The organism is Thermosulfurimonas sp. (assembly GCF_015491435.1).
In the GTDB taxonomy this organism is placed as follows: domain Bacteria; phylum Desulfobacterota; class Thermodesulfobacteria; order Thermodesulfobacteriales; family Thermodesulfobacteriaceae; genus Thermosulfurimonas_A.
On sequence record NZ_WFVX01000164.1, the window covers coordinates 1 to 16,836 of the forward strand.

Sequence of the window (16,836 nt, forward strand, 5' to 3'; positions counted from 1 at the left end):
GTGGAAATCTCAAGGCCCTGTCTTTCCGCCAGGCGACGGGCCAGATAAAGGCCGAGGCCTGCGCCCTTTACCGGATGAGGGGAAAGATCGTTCATGATGAGGAGATAAGGACGGCCCTGCCTGCGTCCGGTGCGGATCCAGATGTCCTTGCAGGAATGCCGGAAGGCGTTTTCCAGGAGAAGGAAAAGAAGGAGTTCAAGCTCCGGGGAGAGTGGGGGAGAGGAACCCCTAAAACTTAGGTGGACCTTCCGGGGGCCGAACTGAAGCTCAAGGCGGTGGAGAAGGTCCCTGAGATGGTCGGTAAAATCGCCTGCAGGAGTAAAGGGTTCCTCGAGGGATCTCCGAAGGAAACGAAGCAGGGTTTCAAGGTCCCGTTCCATGGCCCGACAGGCCTCCTTGAGGCGGGAGGCCGCCTCCGGAGAGGGAGATTCGCTCAGGATCTCAAGGTTTACCTTCTGGGCGGAAAGGAAGTTTCCGAAACGGTGGGAAAGAGCGGCCAGAAGTAGCCGTAAAAACTCTTCCTGCTCCAGACGACAGCGTTCATAGGAGATAAAGAGACGATAAAACACGTAAGAAACCGAAACAGCGAGCATACCCTCCCATAGAAAGAGATAGAGCATCCAGCTTTTCAGGGAGGGACGGAATGATCCCTGTCGGGTTAAAAGATTTATCTCCAAAAGATAACGGAAAAGAACCGCGGTAAAGAGTACGGCCAGGGAAAGGAAAAGGATAAGCAAAAAGTAGAAAAAAAGCTTGCGCGCTTCCCGGGTGTGAAAACGACTAAACATCTAGAGTTCTTCTTTTAGAAGATACCCCCGGCCCTTAAAGGTTTGAAGGGCCCCCTCGGGAAGAAGACGGCGCAATTCCTTGATATAGCTTCTCAGAGTCTCTTCGTTCACGATCACATCCTTCCAGACCTCCTCCAGGATCTTTTCCTTGGGGATCACCTTTCCCCGGTGTTTCAGAAAGAAAAGGAGAAGATCCCAGGTGCGCCGGGAGGGAACGATCCTCTCCTTCCCCTTGATGATCATACCCCGCTCAAGATCTATCCGCACCTCGCCGAGACGATATTCTTTCCGGCCTTTATCTTTCCGGCGCAGAAGGGCCCTGATCCGTAGCTCAAGTTCGAGCACCTCGAAGGGCTTGACCAGGTAATCGTCGGCTCCGAGTTCGAAACACTCCTTCTTGGAATCCAGGCCCTGTTTGGCGGTAAGGATCAATACCGGAAGATCGGGATACTCCTTGCGCAGCTCGGCCAGGAGCAATTCTCCCGGAAGGTGAGGTAGCATGAGATCGAGAACCACGAGATCAAATTCCCGGGACAGGGCCTCTCGCCAGTAACGTTCGTCGGAAAGCCAGTGGGCCTCGAACCCCTGACGTTGCAAATATTCCTCCAGCGAGGGCCCCAGGAGGGGATCATCCTCGATAAGGAGAATCGAGGGTTTATTCCAGGCACTCAAAGCTCTCCACCGTCAGGGTCTCGGCCCTCGCATACGGCCCCGGACCTTCTCTTGCCAATATTAGCTGGATATGTCATAAAGTAAAGATTATGAAACCCAGGGCGCTGGTGCTGGCCGGTTACGGAATTAACTGCGAACGAGAAACGGCTCACACCCTTAAACTGGCCGGGGCCGATCCGGAGATAGTACATCTCTCGGATCTCCTCTACGGGGAGAAACACCTGAGGGATTTCCATCTTCTCTGTTTCCCCGGGGGGTTCCTGGATGGGGATCACCTCGGCGCCGCCCAGGCCGCGGCTCATCGCCTGCGTCATGCCCGTATTCGCCATTCCTCCGAACGACTCATGGACCAGATCCTGGAATTTATAGCCGCCGGAAAGTTGATTATGGGAATATGCAACGGCTTTCAGCTTCTGGTGAAGCTGGGGCTGCTTCCGGGCCTGGAGCAACGCTACGGCGAACGGAGGGTAAGCCTCACCTATAATGATTCCGGCCGTTTCGAGGACCGCTGGGTGTATCTAAGGGTGAATCCTTCCTCGCCCTGTATCTTTACCCGCGGACTGAGCCGGCTTTATCTCCCGGTGCGCCACGGCGAGGGGAAACTGGTGGTAGAAAACGAGGAGGTGCTCTCCAGCCTGCGGGAGGGGAATCAGATCGTCCTCCAATATATCCACCCCACCACCGGCCAACCCACTCAGGAATATCCCTACAATCCCAACGGTTCCGTGGAAGCCATAGCCGGCATTTGTGATCCCACCGGCAGGATCTTCGGCCTCATGCCCCATCCGGAGGCCTTCCATCATTTTACCCATCATCCCCGCTGGACCAGGGGAGAGATATGGGAGGAGCCTCCGGGGCTCAAAATTTTTAAAAACGCCGTGGAGTACTTACGGGATACTTTTCTCTCCTGATGGAGGAATCTCCGGTTAAACCTCTGCTGCTCTGGCTTTTGGATCTGCGTCGCTATCTCCTGCGGATCCTTCTGATCCTGTTGATCCTGAGTCTGTTTTTCCTCTGGGTGGCCCCCCGGGTGTTGATCTGGCTTCAGGCCCATTTCGGTCAGAAACTGGCCTTTTTCGGGGTAGCCGAACCCTGGCTGGCCCTCCTTAAAGTGGCCTTTCTCTCGGCCTTTGTGGTCTGTTTCCCTTATCTTCTGTGGCTGATCTGGCGGGCCATGGCCCGGGTCTTCGGCCTGGGAAAGCTCTCCGGCTTCCTAACCCTCCTTATCGGAACCATGCTCTTTTACGGGGGTATGCTTTTTTGCTTCTTTATCACCCTTCCTTACGGCATGAAATTCCTGCTTTCCTTTCAGAGAAAAGAGATCGTTCCCACCATCTCGGTGGGCCATTTTGTCAATTTCGTGGCCCTCTTTCTTCTGGCCTTCGGGCTTATCTTTGAATTACCCCTTTTCATGATTCTTCTGGCCTGGGTGGGAGTGCTCGATCCTTACAAGGCGGTCCGCTACCGCCGACATGCCATCCTGATCATCACCATCCTGGCCGCGGTGATCACCCCTACGCCGGACGTATTCAACCTCAGTCTCATGGCCGTGCCCCTTTATCTACTTTTCGAGGCCGGACTTCTAGGGGCACGTCTTGCCGTGCGGCGGAGATCAAAACTTCTGCGGGGAAATGCCGGATAGGGCCTCGGCTAAAGGCGCGGCTTTTTCCGGAGGCATGGCCGCAAGGATCCGGGCCACCTGATCGCTTTTCATGGCCGAAAGGATCCTTACCGCCATATCCTGGTCCATGTTCATCAGAAGGCGGGCCGCCTTGGAAGGACGCATCTCCGAATAGGCCTTAACCAGGAGCTGGAATCGTTTCGTCTCTATGGTGCGAATCTTCTTGAGTTTTTCATCTACGGAGTTCTCCAGTTCCAGCAGGGCGGCGAGCCTCCTTTCCACCTGCTGGTCCAGCAAACGGAGACGTTTTTCCCGCAGGGTAAGTTGTTTGGCCTTCTCTTCCAGTTTCTCGCGTTCGATCCGCAGGGCCTCAAAGATCTCCGGGGGACACCGGGGTGTGGAATCCGTCTTTTCCTCAGCCCGGACCTCAGGGGGGTTGAGATGAAGATGCAGGAAGGTGCCCAGACTAAGGGAGAACTTGAGCAGGGCCAGTAAAAAGATAAGGACCAGGAGCCGTGATGGACTTAGCTTTTTCCGGCCGATCATCTTCTTCGAGAACGGGACTCCCGCATAAGGGTAAGATCGTCGAGTTCCCGATAAAAGACCCTTTCTTCTTCTCGACGATATCGCCACCAGAGCCTTTCCCGGAGTCTCTCCGAGACCCTTCGTTCCTGATAGGCCCGACGTAATTCCGTCTTCAGGCTTTCCATCTCCGAGCTTCGGGCCTTAAGTTTTTCCTCCAGGCGAAAGGTCTCCCGAAAGAGGCCTTCCATTCCTTCCCCCAGCAAACGGAGATCCCCTCCGGAAAGGTCTTTTTGCCGGAGTTCCTCATAGAGAGAGCTTCGGGTATCCCGCACCGTTTGAAGATCCCGTCGGGCCTCCTCCAAGGCCTTCAGGGCCGCAGCCAGCCTCTCCCGGGCCCGCTCCTCTCGAAGCTTGCGGATATAGACCAGGGTATCCAGGATCCGGGGAGGTCTTTTCACGAAATCACCTCCTTAAGAGCCCGGAGACTTTCCTCGAGATCGGCCCGTTCCTCCACCTCCTGCCGCAGGAAGGCCTTGATGGCCTCTATTTTTTCCAGGGCTCGATCTATTTCCGGATTGCTCCCCTTGACATAGGCCCCGATGTTGATCAGGTCCTCGGCCCGGCGGTAAATAGCCAGAAGGCGGATCAGCTCCACCGCGGCCTGATAGTGTTCGCGGGAGGCAAGATCCCGCATCAAACGGCTCACACTGGAGAGAACATCTATGGCCGGATAATGCCCCTCCTGGGCCAGATCCCGCGAGAGAACAATGTGACCATCGGCGATGGCTCTTACCGCATCCGCCACCGGTTCGTTGAAATCGTCCCCTTCCACCAGGACGGTATAGATCCCGGTAATACTTCCTCCCCCCCGTTTGGGGCCCATTCGTTCCAGAAGCCGGGGCAGGTGGGCAAAAACCGAGGGGGTATATCCCCGGGCGGTGGGAGGTTCGCCTATGGAAAGCCCCACCTCCCGGGCAGCCATACAGAAACGGGTCAGGGAGTCCATCATCAGGAGCACGTCCAGTCCCTGGTCGCGGAAGAATTCCGCCACCGCCGTGGCATAGTAGGCCCCTCGCATTCTCAGGGGAGGGGGCTCGTCCGCCGTGGCTACCACCAGCACGGAGCGCCTGAGGCCTTCCTCCCCCAGGTCCCGTTCGATAAATTCCCGCACCTCTCTTCCCCGTTCTCCCACCAGGGCGATAACATTTACGTCGGCCTTGGTATGGCGGGCGATCATCCCCAGAAGGGTGCTCTTTCCCACCCCGGAGCCGGCCATGATGGCGATTCGCTGGCCTTTGCCCACGGTGAGAAGGGCATTTATGGCCCGAATACCCAGATCCAGCGGTTCCTGGATACGATCCCTTTCAAAGGGCCGCAGGGGATCGTTGTAAAGGGGATAGTTCTCGGAAAGATAGGGCAGGGGCCTTCCGTCCAGGGGCTCCCCCAGGGCATTGACCACTCTCCCCAGCAATTCCCTTCCCACCGGAGCCCTTCGATCCTCACAGGCCAGGACCCGATTTCCGGGTTCGATCCCGATGGGATTTCCCAGGGGAATGAGAAGGAGCCTGTTCTCCCGGAAACCGGAAACCTCGGCCAGAATTTCCCCGGAAGAGGTTTTAATTCGACAGAGATCACCGATTTTGAGCGGGGGCCCCTCGGCCTCTACCACCAGCCCCACCACCTGCTTCACGTAACCGCAGGATAACACCGGTTTTACCCGGGCCAGGGCCAGACGATATTTTTCCAGCGAATTAACCCTCATGCCCCGCGGCCTCCTCCAGGGCCTTTAAGATCTCCGCCCAGCGGTTCTCCAGGGTGGCATCTACCGTGCCGAAATCGGTCTCCAGGATACACCCCCCGGGGGTAACCGAAGGGTCCTCCTCCAGACGGATCTCCGCAAAACTCCGTGAGGAAAGACTCTGAAGGTTCAGGGCCTTGAGGAACTCCGCCTCCTGGGGATGGACCTTTATCACCACCCGGGCCCCCTCAGCCACCTCCTTAAGGGCCTCCCTTATGACCCTAAGGATAATGGTTTCGTCCCGAAGGGTCTCCTTGAAAAGGAGCTTCTGGGCCAGCAGTTTGAGAAGCCCCAGAATCTCTCGATCCAGGGAAAGCACCGCCCGGGAAGCACTCTCCCGCAGGGAAGCCATAAATTGATCCACTGCTTTAATTCTTTCACTTAATTCCGCTTCAAGCAGGGCTTTTTTCTGTGCTATTTCTTTTTCGGCCCGGCTCTTTCCCTCCAGGTACCCTTTTTCAAACCCCTCGGCGTGTCCGGCCTCAAAACCTTCCCGGTACCCTTCCTGATAGCCCTGTTCGAAACCCCGCTGTCTCTCCAGGGAGAGCTTTTCCTCCTCCGCCGCACCGGTAGCCGAGGCCCGTTTTTCCGCGGCCCATCGGCTTACCCGAACGATGGAAGACTTGAGGATCCTAGACAAACTCCTCCTCCCCGCCTCCCAGGATGATCTTCCCTTCCTGTTCCAGACGCTTGGCCACTTTGATGATATTCTGCTGGGCCTTTTCCACATCCGAGATCCGCACCGGCCCCATGACCTCCAGATCCTCCTTGAGGAGGGTGGCCGCCCGCTCACTCATGTTGCGGAAGAACTTCTCCCGTACCTCCTCGGAGGCACCCTTGAGAGCCAGGCGCAAGTCGTCGGTGGAGATCTCCCGCAGGAGGGTCTGAATGGCCAGATCGTCCACCTTGAGAAAGTCCTCGAAGGTAAAGAGGTACTTCCGGATCTCTTCGGCCAGGGTGGGATTTTCCTCCTCGATATCCGAAAGGATCTCTTCCTCCAGTTCGCGTCCGGCATGAGAGATGATCTCTGCAGCCTTTTCCGTTCCCCCCAGTTTTTTGCCCAGCACCCCTCCCACGGTTTGAAGCTCTTCCTCCAGGGCGTTGCTGATCTCCTGCACAATTTCCGGATCCACCTTATCCAGGAGGGCGATGCGAAGAAGTACCTCCGAACGGATTTTTTCCGGGAGAAACTGGAGGATCTGACCGGCCAGATCGGAGTCCAGGTGTACCAGCACAATGGCGATGGTCTGCGGATGTTCGTTGCGCAGGAAGTTGGCCACGGTCTTGGGGTCCAGTTTTTTCAATTTTTTGAAGGTTTCCGGACCGATCTCCTTTTTGATCTCTTCCCAGAGGATCTTGCCCTTTTCTCCGTAGGCCTTGACCAGACTTTCTTTAAGGAATTCTTCCGGGGAGACCGAAAGATCGGCCATGATCTCTTTGGCCTCTATGTTAGCCTCCTCCAGCACCTTCTTGACCGCCTCCGCCGGCACATAATCGAGTTTGGCCATCTCCACGCCGATGCGTTTGATGTCGTCTTCGTCCAGATATTTATAGACCTGGGAGGTAAATTCTTCCCCCATGACCATAAGGAATATGGCTGCTTTCTGCGGGCCGGTAAGCTTTTCCGGGTCGAGTTTGGCCATTTAGGCCGCCTCCTTCATCGAGGCTTCCTTAAGGGCCCGGGCCCGTTCCTCCGCCGACTCCTCAAGCAGCCATTTCTTCACCAGAAGAGCCGCCCGTTCCGGACTGCTCTGGACGATACCCAGGGCCATTTCGTGCGGCAGGGGTCGGGCCTCCTCTTCCTCCAGGGCGGCTCTCTCCTCGCCCTCCGCCATCTCCATCTCCGCAGGGGGTTTCTTTTCCACCAGCCCTTTTACCAGCGGACGCACCACCAGAAGTAGCACCAGGACCACCACCAGGAATTCCAGAAGAGGCTTCAGAAAGCGGCTTAGATATTCCATCCACACCGCCGGCCCCTTGATCTTTTCGGTGTGGAAGGGGAAGGTGGAAACCTCCACCACATCTCCCCGATCCGGGTTATATCCTACCGCTCCCTCCACCAATTTTCTTATCCATTCCAGTTTAGCCTGTTTTTCCTCTTTGGGGATACTCTTTTCGTCCACCAACACCGCTACAGAAAGACGCTTTACCTTTCCCGGAGCAAGGGAGATCTGTTTGAGGACCCGGCTGGGTTCATAATTCCGGATGATCTTCTTGCGAGAGGAAACCTCCCCCGGGGTCTTCACCCCGAGGTTCCCTTCGGCCTTGGCCGCGAGCGCTCCCTTTACTCCCGCCGGGCCTCCGGCCGCCCGGGAGGTCTTGGAGGACTCCTCTATGGATTCCGAGACCACCGCAGTCATTTCCGGATCGTAGGATTCCTCCCGCACCGAACCCTTATCAAAGTCTATCTCCAGGGATACCTGGGCCACGGCCTTCCCCGGCCCTAGGGCCCGGGCCAGCAGTTCCTCCACCTTGGATTTGTACCATTCCTCCAGACGGCGTTGATAGGCCAGCTGCGTGGCCGAAACCTCCTCTTCCGCACGATGTCCTCGATAAAGAAGCCTTCCGGTGGAGTCCACGATGGAGATGTTTTCCGGGGTAAGTCCGGTAACCGCTCCGGAAACCAGGTTTACGATACCCAGGATCTCCCGGCGGGTAAGCTGATACCCAGGCTTAAGCGCCACGAAAACCGAAGCCTTGGGGGGTTTGGCCTCCTCGATAAAGAGACTCTCCCGGGGGAGGGCCAGATGGACCCGGGCATACTTTATGGCCCTCAAACTCATTATGGTGCGGGCCAGTTCCCCCTCCAGCGCCCTCTGATAATTGACCCTCTGCAGGAATTCCGTGGCTCCGATGTGTCCCTTATCAAATAATTCGAAACCCGGACCGGGGCCCCCTACCAGACCCTGGGCGGCGATCTCCATCCGCAACTCCAGGACCTTGTCCCGGGGAACCCGAATGGTCCCCCCGGGCTCCAGTTTGTAGGGAATGTTCTTGCTTTTGAGATAACTGACCACCTCGGCGGCACTGTCCTGGGGCAGGCCCCGATAAAGAAGCCCCCACTCCGTGCGGGAGGCCCAGAGGATCAGGCCTACGAGTCCGGCCACGGTAAGAAGGATGAGGACCCCTCCCAGGATCTTCTGCTCCCTTCCCAGACCCTGATAAAAGGTGCGCAGCTGTTCGGCTACTTCGCGGGGTTGAGGCCACTTCATAAACTTTCACCCTTTAGATCTGCATCCTCATGATCTCCTGATAGGCCTCCAGGATCTTGTTTCGGATCCGCAGGACCATTCGGAAGGAGAGTTCGGCCCGGGCCAGGGCCATACTCAGCCCGGCCACATCCGTGTCCTTGCCCGCAGCAAAGGCCTGAAGCCTGAAGAGGGCCTCCTTCTGGTCCTGATCCACCTCCCTGAGTTTGGCCCGAAGAAGCTCCTCAAACCCCCGGGGCTTTTTATCTGGAGGGGCGAGAATATCCGGCCAGGCCTTAAGGGGAAGGTTCTGAACTTTCATGGTTGACCTCCTAACGCAGGATGTCCAGCGTTTTGAGGAAAAGATCCCGGGTAAGGTTCGCCACGGTGAGATTGGCTTCATAGGCCCGTCCGGCGGAAAGCAGTTCCACCATTTCGGTGAGGATGTCCACATTGGGGTATTTCACCATCCCCCGGGCGTCCGCATCCGGATGGGAGGGATCATAGACCTCCTTGAACGGAGCCGGATCATCCACGATCCCCACCACCTTCACCCCCTCGACATCCTCTCCCTCCAGGGGTTCGGCGGCCAGAATGACATCCTTGGCCCGGTAAGGGCCTCCTTCAGCGGTGCGAGTAACCTCGGCATTGGCCAGATTCATGGCCGCCACGTTAAGTCTGGTCCTCTGGGCCAGAAGCCCCCCTGCGGCCAGACGAAGGGCGGTAAGCAACCTCATAATTATCTACCTCCCTCGGTGATGGCCTCTCGCATGAGCTGGACCTCCTTTATCAGGGCCTGAACCGTGGCCTGATAAAGGAGGTGATTCTCCATGAGTTTGGACATTTCCTCCTCCAGGGAGACATTGTTCGGGGTCCCCACGTCTTCGGGTTGTATGGTCTCTATCTTTCCTTCCGTGGAGACCAGGGATAGATGGCGGGGACGGGTGCGCCGGAGGGGAAGGGATTCCTCTCCCAGGTAGGCCCGCATGATCTTTTCGAAGGGGATGTCTTTGCGTCGATAACCCGGGGTATCCACATTGGCAATGTTGGCCGAAAGGACCTCGTGTCGCAGGATGCGCAACCTCAGGCTGCGGGCCACTACATTCCAGGTCTTCTCGAAAAGACGTCCGAACACCTCGGCTCACCTCCCGTTAAATTTCTATAGCAAACCCTGTGCCCGATAGGCCCGGAGTTTGTTCCGCAGGGTGCGTACGCTGATGCCCAGGAGTTCTGCGGCCCGGGTGCGGTTCCCTCCACAGGCCCGGAGGGCTTCAAGGATGGCCTCTCTTTCCAGCTCTCGTAAGGGTTTGAGCGGAGAAGAAGGGGAGGGGGCTTTCTCCGGGTCTCCCGGGCTCCATAAAAGGTCCTTCAGGGTTATTTGCGGCCCCTCGCACCACAATACCGCCCTTTCCACCAGATTCTTGAGTTCGCGTACGTTTCCCGGAAAATCATAGTTTTGAAAGGCTTCCATTACTTCCGGTGCGAATCCCTGGATGGATTTTCCGTAGGCCCGGGCGAACTCCCGCAAAAAATGCTGGGCCAGAAAGGGAATATCCTGAGGACGTTCCCGGAGAGGAGGCAGACGCACGGGGATAACGTTAAGACGAAAGTAAAGATCCTGGCGAAAGCGTCCGGCCGCTACCTCCGCTTCCAGGTCCCGGTTGGTGGTGGCCAGAATCCGCACATCCACCTTTATGGGATAGGCCCCTCCCAGACGATCTATCTCTCCCTCCTGAAGCACCCGCAGGAGTTTGGCCTGAAGGGGCAGAGGCATTTCGCTGATCTCGTCCAGGAGGAGGGTCCCTCCGTCTGCCAGTTCGAATTTGCCTTTCTTGCGGTGGAGAGCCCCGGAAAAGGCCCCTTTTTCGTACCCGAAAAGCTCCGATTCCAGCAGGGCCTCGGGCAGGGCGGCGCAGTTAATGGCCAGGAAAGGCCCCCGGGCACGATCACTGGTCTCGTGGATCCAGCGGGCCAGCACCTCCTTCCCGGTCCCGGATTCTCCGGTGATAAGGATGGGGGCTTTACTTCGAGCCACCGAACGCAGCTTCTCCAGGAGGGCTCGCAACTTCGGGTCCCGGGTGAGGAACCTTTCCTCCCCCGTCGGTCCGGCCGCGTCGTGAAGGGCCTGAAGGATCAGTCTTCGGAGCACCTCGGGGTCGGTATGCAGCAGCCGGAAGTCATAGGCCCCGGCTTTGACCGAGGCCACGGCCTCTTCCAAATTCACCTCCTCGGCCAGAAAGATCACCCGGGATCCGGGCCAGCGTCTTTTGAGGTCGTCAAGAATTCGACGCGGAGAAGGACCCTCTCTTGACACCTCGACCACCATTACCGCAGGGCCCTGGTTCGGAGCGGAAAGCTGGGAAAGATCCGAAAAGGAAAGACACTCCACCCCTTCAGAGGATAGGAGGTCCTTCAGGCCCAGGATTTCCGGCCGTGCGGAAACCAGCCAGATGCTTGTAGCCATGATTCTAATATATTACCTCTCGGGCCTCATCCACCAGCTGAAGGCTCCGCAGAATGCCCTGCGCCAGACGGGCCTCGGTGGAGTTTCCGCCGGCCAGTTCCTTCCACACGGAAAGGGCCTCGCTGCGTCCCATCTTTTCCAAATATACCCCGGCCAACCACTTTAAGGTAACGGACTGAGGGTAACGTTTCCGGGCTTCCTTGAGGATCTGGCCGGCCCGTAAATAATCCTCGTTTTCCAGGGCTATCTGAATGAGAAAGGCAAAATCGCTATCCGTGGCCCGGAAATCCGGATCCTTCACGATGCGTAGCGCCAGGTCTATATCCTTGATCCTGAGGGCCAACCTCCAGTAAGTCTTCAGAATCTTCTGCCGCAGATCCGGAGAAAGCCCCTTCCGCTGGAAAAGGCCCTCCAGGAGGTGATGTGCTTCTTTAATCTTTCCAGCCTTGTAATCATAAAGAGCTTCCAGATAAAGATATCGGGGGTTGGAGGCGTAAAAAGGGAATTTCTTCACAAAGGCCTTCAGGAGTTCCGCGGCTTCCTTCAGTTTTTTCTCCTCCAGGGCCGCGGAAACAAGGGTCAGATAGAGCTCGGGTTGGTAGGGTTCCGGTACCCCCCAGGCAAAAGCTTTTAAGAAGTAGTAATTACGTCGGGTAAAGAGAAAATATTGCTGATAGACCTTTCCCAGCCAGTAAAAATATACCCCACAGCGGGACCTTTCCGCAAAGGGGGCATAGGTTCGATTCAATTCTATGATGCGGAAATAGGCCTTGCGGGTGAACAGACTGGCCAGATAGAGGTTGGCGGCTTCGCAGAAGAGGCCATGTACGCGGGGGAGAAAAGGTGACCGGGGATAGCGGCGCATGAAGTCCACCGCGGTCTCAAAGGCCCTTTCGGGTTTGTGATCCTCGAGATAGAGCTGGATCTCCAGGGCCTGGGCCTCCTGAGTAATGGGATTTTGGGGATGTCTTCGACGTAGTTCATTGATGAGGGGGATGAGGGCCTTGCGCTGCTCCACGGTGGGCAGCCCCAGGCGTTTGTCCAGGATGTAGGAAAGGTGATAAAGCCGGAACTTGGCGAACCGGGCCTGGTCGGTATGGGGCCAGGCGGTGGCCAGCAGCTTGTAAAAGATGCGGGCCCTCCGGATGCGTCCCCGTCGGAAATAAGCCTCCCCGAGCTTGAGCAGGAGTTCCGGAGCCTCGTTTTCACGGCCCGAGAGATTGAGATAACGAAAGTAAGCCTCCTCAGCCTTCTTAAGCTGCCCCTTACGAAGAAAATAATCCCCCAGAAACTTAAAGATCCCGGGGGCATAAGATTGCAGCTCCGGTTGTCGGGCTAGATCCTGCTGGATCTCTTGGATCGGCATTCCTGCCTGAAGAAGCACCTCCAGGGCCTGAGCAATAAAGGGCTTGGCACAACCGGACTTAAGCACCTCCCGGGCCTTTTCCGCGGCCTTGGTCTGGATGCGATTTCGTAGATAGGCCCGGGCCGCCACCATCCGGGCCGCACATATCAGGTCGGCTCTACGGGCCTTCTTTTCCACTAATCGGGCATAAAACAGGGCTTCCCCGGCCTTTTGCAGATGAAGATAGGTCCGGGCCAGAAGGAGCAAATCCTCCGGGGCCAGTTCATAGGAGAGGGAGAGAGGCCCTAAAAGCCGGGCACATTCCTGATATTTTCCCAGGTCGTAGAGGATATGGGCCTCCAGCACCGCGGCGGGTTGATAGCGGGGGAAACGCCGCCGAAGCTCTCGCACCAGATAAAGGGCTCCCAAAAAGTCTCCCTGCTGATAGGCAAAGCGTGTTTGTTCCAGCCACCAGGCCGGGTCTTCCTCCGGTTTCTGTCCGGCCCGAACCGGGACTATCCCCCCTCCCACCCAGAGGATCAGAATTCCTATCGCCAGGAGTCTGCGCATCTTCGCTTGGTTCCGATCTCTGAATCTTCCCCGGAGGAGATATGCAAAAAACAGACCTTTACTCCAGCCCCAGGCGCTTGATCTTTTCGATGAGGGTGGTGCGTTTTATTCCTAAAAGTTTGGCGGCCTGGCTCTTGACCCCTTTAGAGGCCCGCAGGGCCCGGAGGATGAATTCCTTCTCTATTTCCTGCAGGGCCTTGGGAAGACTAAATTCCTCAAAGCCGAAGTCCTTGATGGTAAAGGGGGGACGATCCGGAGCCCGGACGATATGATCCGGAAGGTCCTCCGGCCCTATGGTCTCGTTTTCCGAAAGGATTACCAGACGCTCCATAAGATTTTCCAGCTCCCTAACATTGCCCGGCCAGGAATATTGTAAAAGATACCGAAGGGCCTCTTCGGAGAGACGCTTGAGGGGTACCTCCTCCCGGGCACAGAACTGACGCAAAAAGTGTTCGGCCAGAAGCGGGATATCTTCCTTCCTCTCTCGTAGGGGAGGTAATCTGATGGGTATAACATTAAGCCTAAAGTAAAGATCCTTGCGGAAACGACCCTCCGAAACCTCCCTTTCCAGATCCCGGTTGGTGGCGGCAATGATACGGATGTTTACCGGAATGGGGCGTTCTCCTCCCAGACGCTCCACGGTCTTTTCCTGAAGCACCCGCAGGAGTTTGACCTGGAGCTTGGGACTCATCTCCGCGATCTCATCCAGGAAGATGGTTCCTCCCTCGGCCATCTCAAAGCGACCGGGCTTGCTGCGATGCGCCCCGGTGAAGGCCCCTTTCTCGTAACCGAAAAGTTCCGATTCCAGAAGTTCCTCGGGAATGGCCCCGCAGTTTACCGGGATAAAAGGGCCCTCTTTGCGCCGGCTCTGACGATGAATGGCCCGGGCCACCAGTTCCTTTCCCGTCCCGGATTCTCCTAAAATCAGGACCGTGCTCTCCGTGGGAGCGACCTTCTCGATGAGACGAAAGACCTCTTTGATGGCCGGACTTTGCCCGATAATCTCCTGCATGTATTCGTTTTTTACCTCTTTGCCCCTGAGGTGTCAAATTTTTGAACCCTCCGGGAACTTGACCCCGAGGCGGTGGGGGCTACAATCCCTAACATGGTACTTGAGGCCTGGAGGCTGCGACCTCTGGTGGAGCAGGCCTTAAGGGAGGATCTCTTTTTCGGGGATCCTACCACCGAGGCCCTGGTTCCGGAGGGATTGAAGGGACGAGGAGTATGTCGAAGCAAGGAGCCACTGGTGGTTTGCGGGTTACCGGTGGCCCGGGAGGTCTTCGGAGTGGTCGATCCGGAGCTGGAAGTGGATTTCCGGGTAAGGGAAGGGGAACAGGTGGAGGCTTATACCACCCTTTTTGAGGTGCGGGGACGGATTCGTTCCATCCTCCAGGGAGAGCGGGTAGCCCTTAACTTTCTACAGCACCTTTCCGGCATAGCCACCCTTACCCGTCGTTTTGTGGAGGCGGTGCGGGGGCTTCCGGTGCGGATAGTGGATACCCGTAAGACCACCCCGGGTCTGCGTTATCTGGAAAAATACGCGGTAAGGGTAGGAGGAGGCCACAACCATCGTTTGGGTCTCTCCGAGGGAGTCCTGATCAAGGATAACCATATCCGAGCCTGCGGAGGGATTAAAGAGGCGGTGAAAAGGGCCCGGGAAAAACTCCCCCATGTATTCCGCCTGGAGGTGGAGGTAAGCTCTCTCGAGGAGCTGGAAGAGGCCCTTTCGGCCGGGGCCGAGGTCATTCTTCTGGACAACTTCGATCCCCCTCGCGTCCGGGAGGCCGTGGCCCGGGCCCGCTCCCTCCGGCCCCAGGTGCTCCTTGAGGTCTCCGGAGGAGTAACCCTGGAGAATGTAAGGGCCTTTGCCGAGACCGGAGTGGACCTCATTTCCGTAGGACGCCTCACCCATTCCGCTCCGGCGGTGGATATCCACCTGAAGATTACCGAAACCTTTAATTGAAATTTTTCACTTACTATTGCCCTTTGGGTGAAGGAAATTATAGTAAGTTGGTCGGATTAACCAATTCCACAGTTCTCAGAAAGGAGGAAGGCATGGCTCTGGACGAGGTGAAGATTACGCAGGCTATTGTGGAGAGGTTTATGGCCAAACTGGAGGGAGCGCTGGAGCTGGATGTGGCCATCGTGGGGGCCGGGCCGGCGGGACTCACCGCGGCCTATAAGTTGGCCCGGGAAGGGTTTAAGGTGGCCGTGTTCGAGCGCAAACTCTCCATCGGAGGAGGGATGTGGGGCGGAGGTATGATGTTTAACGAGATAGTGGTGCAGGAAGAGGGGGCCCGGATCCTCAGGGAAGTGGGAGTTCGGGTGGAACCGTGGCAGGAGGGATACTACACCGCCGATTCCGTGGAATGCGTTTGCGCTCTGGGGTTCGCCGCCCGGAAAGCCGGGGCTTCCATCTTCAATCTCTTCAGTGTGGAAGATGTCATGGTGCGAGAAAACAGGGTGGTGGGTCTGGTTATCAACTGGACGGCAGTGGAAATGGGCGGGCTTCACGTGGATCCTCTGGCCGTGCGCTCCAGATACGTGGTGGAATCCACCGGACACGAGCTTTCCGTGCTCCACGTGCTTCAGCGCAAGATGAATGTGAAACTTTTCACTCCCAGCGGCAAGATCGAAGGCGAGCGTTCCCTCTGGGCCGAGGTGGCCGAAACTACCACCCTGGAAAACACCCGGGAGGTTTACCCCGGGATATTCGTGGCCGGAATGGCAGCCAATGCCACCTTCGGTTCCTTCCGGATGGGACCCATCTTCGGCGGAATGCTCCTTTCCGGTGAAAAAGTAGCCCGGGAGATTGCCCGGAGATTAAGAGAAGAGAAATAGAAGGGAAATAAAAAGGGCGGGCCAGGGCCCGCCCTTAAGACTCAAACTCCTTAGGCCCCGAAGGCCTTCTCCAGCGGCGGTACCACTTGTTTCTTACGGCTCATAACTCCATCCAGCCAGATGCTCTTGCCCTCAAGCTTCTTCCCGAAGGCCTTCTCGATTACCGAAGGATCGTCGGTTACCACCAGGAGCTCGGTTCCCTCCTTCATGATGTCGGTAAGCATAAGAACGATGGTGTGGTATCCTCCCTCGGCCTTCACCTTCTGCATCTCATCATAGATGGAATCCTTCACCTCCGCCAGGAGATCCAGGCTTACCACCTCGATCTGTCCGGCTCCTACTTTGTTGCCGGCCATGGTGTAATCCTTAAAGTCGCGGTAGAGAAGGTCGCGCGGGCTCTTTCCGGAAACATCGCTCTTGGCCTTGAACATCTCCATGGCAAAGGCCATGATGTCATCAATGCCGGCGATCTTGGCCAGATCCTCCGCCGCCTTCTTGTCGAAATCGGTGGTGGTTACGGACTTGAAGGCCACCGTATCCGAAAGGATGGCCGCCAGCAGGATTCCGGCGATCTCCTTGGGAATATCCACCTTAAAGAATTCGAACAGGGACTTGATAATGGAGGCGGTGCATCCGGTGGGCATATTGATGAAGACAATGGGATTGGGAGTGGTGATGTCCCCGATCTTGTGGTGATCGATGATGGCCACGATCTCGGCCTGATCGATATTGTCCAGGGTCTGGCCCCGTTCGCTGTGATCCACCAGGATCACTTTCTTTCCGGCTCCATCGGTCATGAGCTCCGGAGTGGGAACCCCGAAGTGCTTGAGGACGAACTCGGTTTCGGGGTTGAGATCCCCCTGACGAACCGCCACCGCCTCTTCCTTATGGTGCGCACAGTAAGGGCTGCCGCTTTTTACCAGCTGGTTGCGCAAATAGGCATACCCTATGGCAGAACAAATGGAATCCGTATCCGGACTCTTGTGACCGGCTACATAGATTTTACTCATTTCCCTCCCTCCTT

The 16,836-nt window shown here is 56.9% G+C and carries 18 protein-coding genes and 1 pseudogene; 4 read left to right on the forward strand and 15 right to left on the reverse strand.

The features are described 5' to 3' along the window. Nucleotides 1-788 (reverse strand): annotated as a pseudogene (locus F8J34_RS07315) (hypothetical protein); the annotation flags it as partial. After that, on the reverse strand, nt 789-1,460 hold the full coding sequence (locus tag F8J34_RS07320) for a response regulator transcription factor (protein ID WP_297057771.1): 672 nt from the start codon (nt 1,458-1,460) through the stop codon (nt 789-791). It lies immediately after the preceding pseudogene. 89 nt (nt 1,461-1,549) lie between these two features. Here F8J34_RS07320 and F8J34_RS07325 point away from each other — a divergent pair, with 89 nt between their 5' ends. Together F8J34_RS07325 and F8J34_RS07330 are read left to right on the forward strand one after the other, a co-directional pair. Beyond that, nucleotides 1,550-2,371 carry a phosphoribosylformylglycinamidine synthase subunit PurQ gene (locus F8J34_RS07325; RefSeq protein ID WP_297057773.1) on the forward strand — a complete coding sequence of 274 codons (822 nt, stop codon included), beginning with the start codon at nt 1,550-1,552 and terminating at the stop codon, nt 2,369-2,371. Beyond that, the gene (locus F8J34_RS07330) at nt 2,371-3,102 is read left to right on the forward strand and encodes a twin-arginine translocase subunit TatC (protein WP_297057775.1); all 732 of its coding nucleotides are present in this window, start codon (nt 2,371-2,373) and stop codon (nt 3,100-3,102) included. Before F8J34_RS07325 ends, F8J34_RS07330 begins: the two co-directional genes overlap by 1 nt. Here F8J34_RS07330 and F8J34_RS07335 read toward each other — a convergent pair. Genes F8J34_RS07335 through F8J34_RS07390 form a run of 12 tightly spaced genes read right to left on the reverse strand, consistent with a single transcriptional unit; the run spans nt 3,073 to nt 13,983 of the window. Continuing rightward, nucleotides 3,073-3,627 (reverse strand): hypothetical protein, encoded by a 555-nt coding sequence (locus F8J34_RS07335; protein WP_297057777.1) that lies wholly within the window; start codon nt 3,625-3,627, stop codon nt 3,073-3,075. The genes F8J34_RS07330 and F8J34_RS07335 overlap by 30 nt on opposite strands. Next, nucleotides 3,624-4,064, reverse strand: coding sequence for a hypothetical protein (locus F8J34_RS07340; RefSeq protein WP_297057778.1), 441 nt, complete (start codon nt 4,062-4,064; stop codon nt 3,624-3,626). Before F8J34_RS07340 ends, F8J34_RS07335 begins: the two co-directional genes overlap by 4 nt. Beyond that, nucleotides 4,061-5,368 carry a FliI/YscN family ATPase gene (locus F8J34_RS07345; RefSeq protein ID WP_297057780.1) on the reverse strand — a complete coding sequence of 436 codons (1,308 nt, stop codon included), beginning with the start codon at nt 5,366-5,368 and terminating at the stop codon, nt 4,061-4,063. The genes F8J34_RS07340 and F8J34_RS07345 overlap by 4 nt, the downstream gene beginning before the upstream one ends. Beyond that, a complete protein-coding gene (locus F8J34_RS07350; protein ID WP_297057782.1) occupies nt 5,358-6,044 on the reverse strand; it encodes a FliH/SctL family protein in 687 nt (228 codons plus the stop codon). Before F8J34_RS07350 ends, F8J34_RS07345 begins: the two co-directional genes overlap by 11 nt. Beyond that, the gene (fliG, locus tag F8J34_RS07355) at nt 6,037-7,047 is read right to left on the reverse strand and encodes a flagellar motor switch protein FliG (RefSeq protein WP_297057785.1); all 1,011 of its coding nucleotides are present in this window, start codon (nt 7,045-7,047) and stop codon (nt 6,037-6,039) included. The genes F8J34_RS07350 and fliG overlap by 8 nt, the downstream gene beginning before the upstream one ends. After that, a complete protein-coding gene (gene fliF, locus F8J34_RS07360; protein WP_297057788.1) occupies nt 7,048-8,616 on the reverse strand; it encodes a flagellar basal-body MS-ring/collar protein FliF in 1,569 nt (522 codons plus the stop codon). A gap of 13 nt (nt 8,617-8,629) precedes the next feature. Further along, a complete protein-coding gene (gene fliE, locus F8J34_RS07365; RefSeq protein ID WP_297057790.1) occupies nt 8,630-8,914 on the reverse strand; it encodes a flagellar hook-basal body complex protein FliE in 285 nt (94 codons plus the stop codon). Nucleotides 8,915-8,924: 10 nt separating this feature from the next. Further along, entirely contained in the window at nt 8,925-9,329 is a 405-nt protein-coding gene (gene flgC, locus F8J34_RS07370) for a flagellar basal body rod protein FlgC (protein ID WP_297057793.1), read from the reverse strand. Nucleotides 9,330-9,331: 2 nt separating this feature from the next. After that, nucleotides 9,332-9,727 carry a flagellar basal body rod protein FlgB gene (gene flgB / locus F8J34_RS07375; protein WP_297057795.1) on the reverse strand — a complete coding sequence of 132 codons (396 nt, stop codon included), beginning with the start codon at nt 9,725-9,727 and terminating at the stop codon, nt 9,332-9,334. Nucleotides 9,728-9,751: 24 nt separating this feature from the next. After that, a complete protein-coding gene (locus tag F8J34_RS07380) occupies nt 9,752-11,056 on the reverse strand; it encodes a sigma-54 dependent transcriptional regulator (RefSeq protein WP_297057798.1) in 1,305 nt (434 codons plus the stop codon). Between the two features lie 4 nt (nt 11,057-11,060). Beyond that, nucleotides 11,061-12,971, reverse strand: coding sequence for a tetratricopeptide repeat protein (locus F8J34_RS07385; RefSeq protein ID WP_297057799.1), 1,911 nt, complete (start codon nt 12,969-12,971; stop codon nt 11,061-11,063). A 58-nt stretch (nt 12,972-13,029) separates the two neighbouring features. Continuing rightward, nucleotides 13,030-13,983, reverse strand: a complete 954-nt coding sequence (locus F8J34_RS07390; RefSeq protein ID WP_297057801.1) for a sigma-54 dependent transcriptional regulator — start codon at nt 13,981-13,983, stop codon at nt 13,030-13,032. A 93-nt stretch (nt 13,984-14,076) separates the two neighbouring features. Between F8J34_RS07390 and nadC the strand changes: the two genes are divergently transcribed. Beyond that, nucleotides 14,077-14,934 carry a carboxylating nicotinate-nucleotide diphosphorylase gene (gene nadC, locus F8J34_RS07395; RefSeq protein ID WP_297057803.1) on the forward strand — a complete coding sequence of 286 codons (858 nt, stop codon included), beginning with the start codon at nt 14,077-14,079 and terminating at the stop codon, nt 14,932-14,934. Between the two features lie 92 nt (nt 14,935-15,026). Continuing rightward, nucleotides 15,027-15,812 carry a sulfide-dependent adenosine diphosphate thiazole synthase gene (locus tag F8J34_RS07400; RefSeq protein WP_297057805.1) on the forward strand — a complete coding sequence of 262 codons (786 nt, stop codon included), beginning with the start codon at nt 15,027-15,029 and terminating at the stop codon, nt 15,810-15,812. A 50-nt stretch (nt 15,813-15,862) separates the two neighbouring features. Here F8J34_RS07400 and F8J34_RS07405 read toward each other — a convergent pair whose 3' ends face one another. Next, a complete protein-coding gene (locus tag F8J34_RS07405; protein ID WP_297057808.1) occupies nt 15,863-16,822 on the reverse strand; it encodes a manganese-dependent inorganic pyrophosphatase in 960 nt (319 codons plus the stop codon). Between the last annotated feature and the right edge of the window lie 14 nt (nt 16,823-16,836).

Bases quoted from the DNA above. Each gene is read 5' to 3' on its own strand.
- F8J34_RS07325 (WP_297057773.1), top strand. From the start codon at position 1,550: ATGAAACCCAGGGCGCTGGTGCTGGCCGGTTACGGAATTAACTGCGAA.
- F8J34_RS07330 (WP_297057775.1), top strand. From the start codon at position 2,371: ATGGAGGAATCTCCGGTTAAACCTCTGCTGCTCTGGCTTTTGGATCTG.
- F8J34_RS07335 (WP_297057777.1), bottom strand. From the start codon at position 3,627: ATGATCGGCCGGAAAAAGCTAAGTCCATCACGGCTCCTGGTCCTTATC.
- F8J34_RS07345 (WP_297057780.1), bottom strand. From the start codon at position 5,368: ATGAGGGTTAATTCGCTGGAAAAATATCGTCTGGCCCTGGCCCGGGTA.
- fliG (WP_297057785.1), bottom strand. From the start codon at position 7,047: ATGGCCAAACTCGACCCGGAAAAGCTTACCGGCCCGCAGAAAGCAGCC.
- fliF (WP_297057788.1), bottom strand. From the start codon at position 8,616: ATGAAGTGGCCTCAACCCCGCGAAGTAGCCGAACAGCTGCGCACCTTT.
- fliE (WP_297057790.1), bottom strand. From the start codon at position 8,914: ATGAAAGTTCAGAACCTTCCCCTTAAGGCCTGGCCGGATATTCTCGCC.
- flgC (WP_297057793.1), bottom strand. From the start codon at position 9,329: ATGAGGTTGCTTACCGCCCTTCGTCTGGCCGCAGGGGGGCTTCTGGCC.
- F8J34_RS07380 (WP_297057798.1), bottom strand. From the start codon at position 11,056: ATGGCTACAAGCATCTGGCTGGTTTCCGCACGGCCGGAAATCCTGGGC.
- F8J34_RS07385 (WP_297057799.1), bottom strand. From the start codon at position 12,971: ATGCGCAGACTCCTGGCGATAGGAATTCTGATCCTCTGGGTGGGAGGG.
- F8J34_RS07390 (WP_297057801.1), bottom strand. From the start codon at position 13,983: ATGCAGGAGATTATCGGGCAAAGTCCGGCCATCAAAGAGGTCTTTCGT.
- nadC (WP_297057803.1), top strand. From the start codon at position 14,077: ATGGTACTTGAGGCCTGGAGGCTGCGACCTCTGGTGGAGCAGGCCTTA.
- F8J34_RS07400 (WP_297057805.1), top strand. From the start codon at position 15,027: ATGGCTCTGGACGAGGTGAAGATTACGCAGGCTATTGTGGAGAGGTTT.
- F8J34_RS07405 (WP_297057808.1), bottom strand. From the start codon at position 16,822: ATGAGTAAAATCTATGTAGCCGGTCACAAGAGTCCGGATACGGATTCC.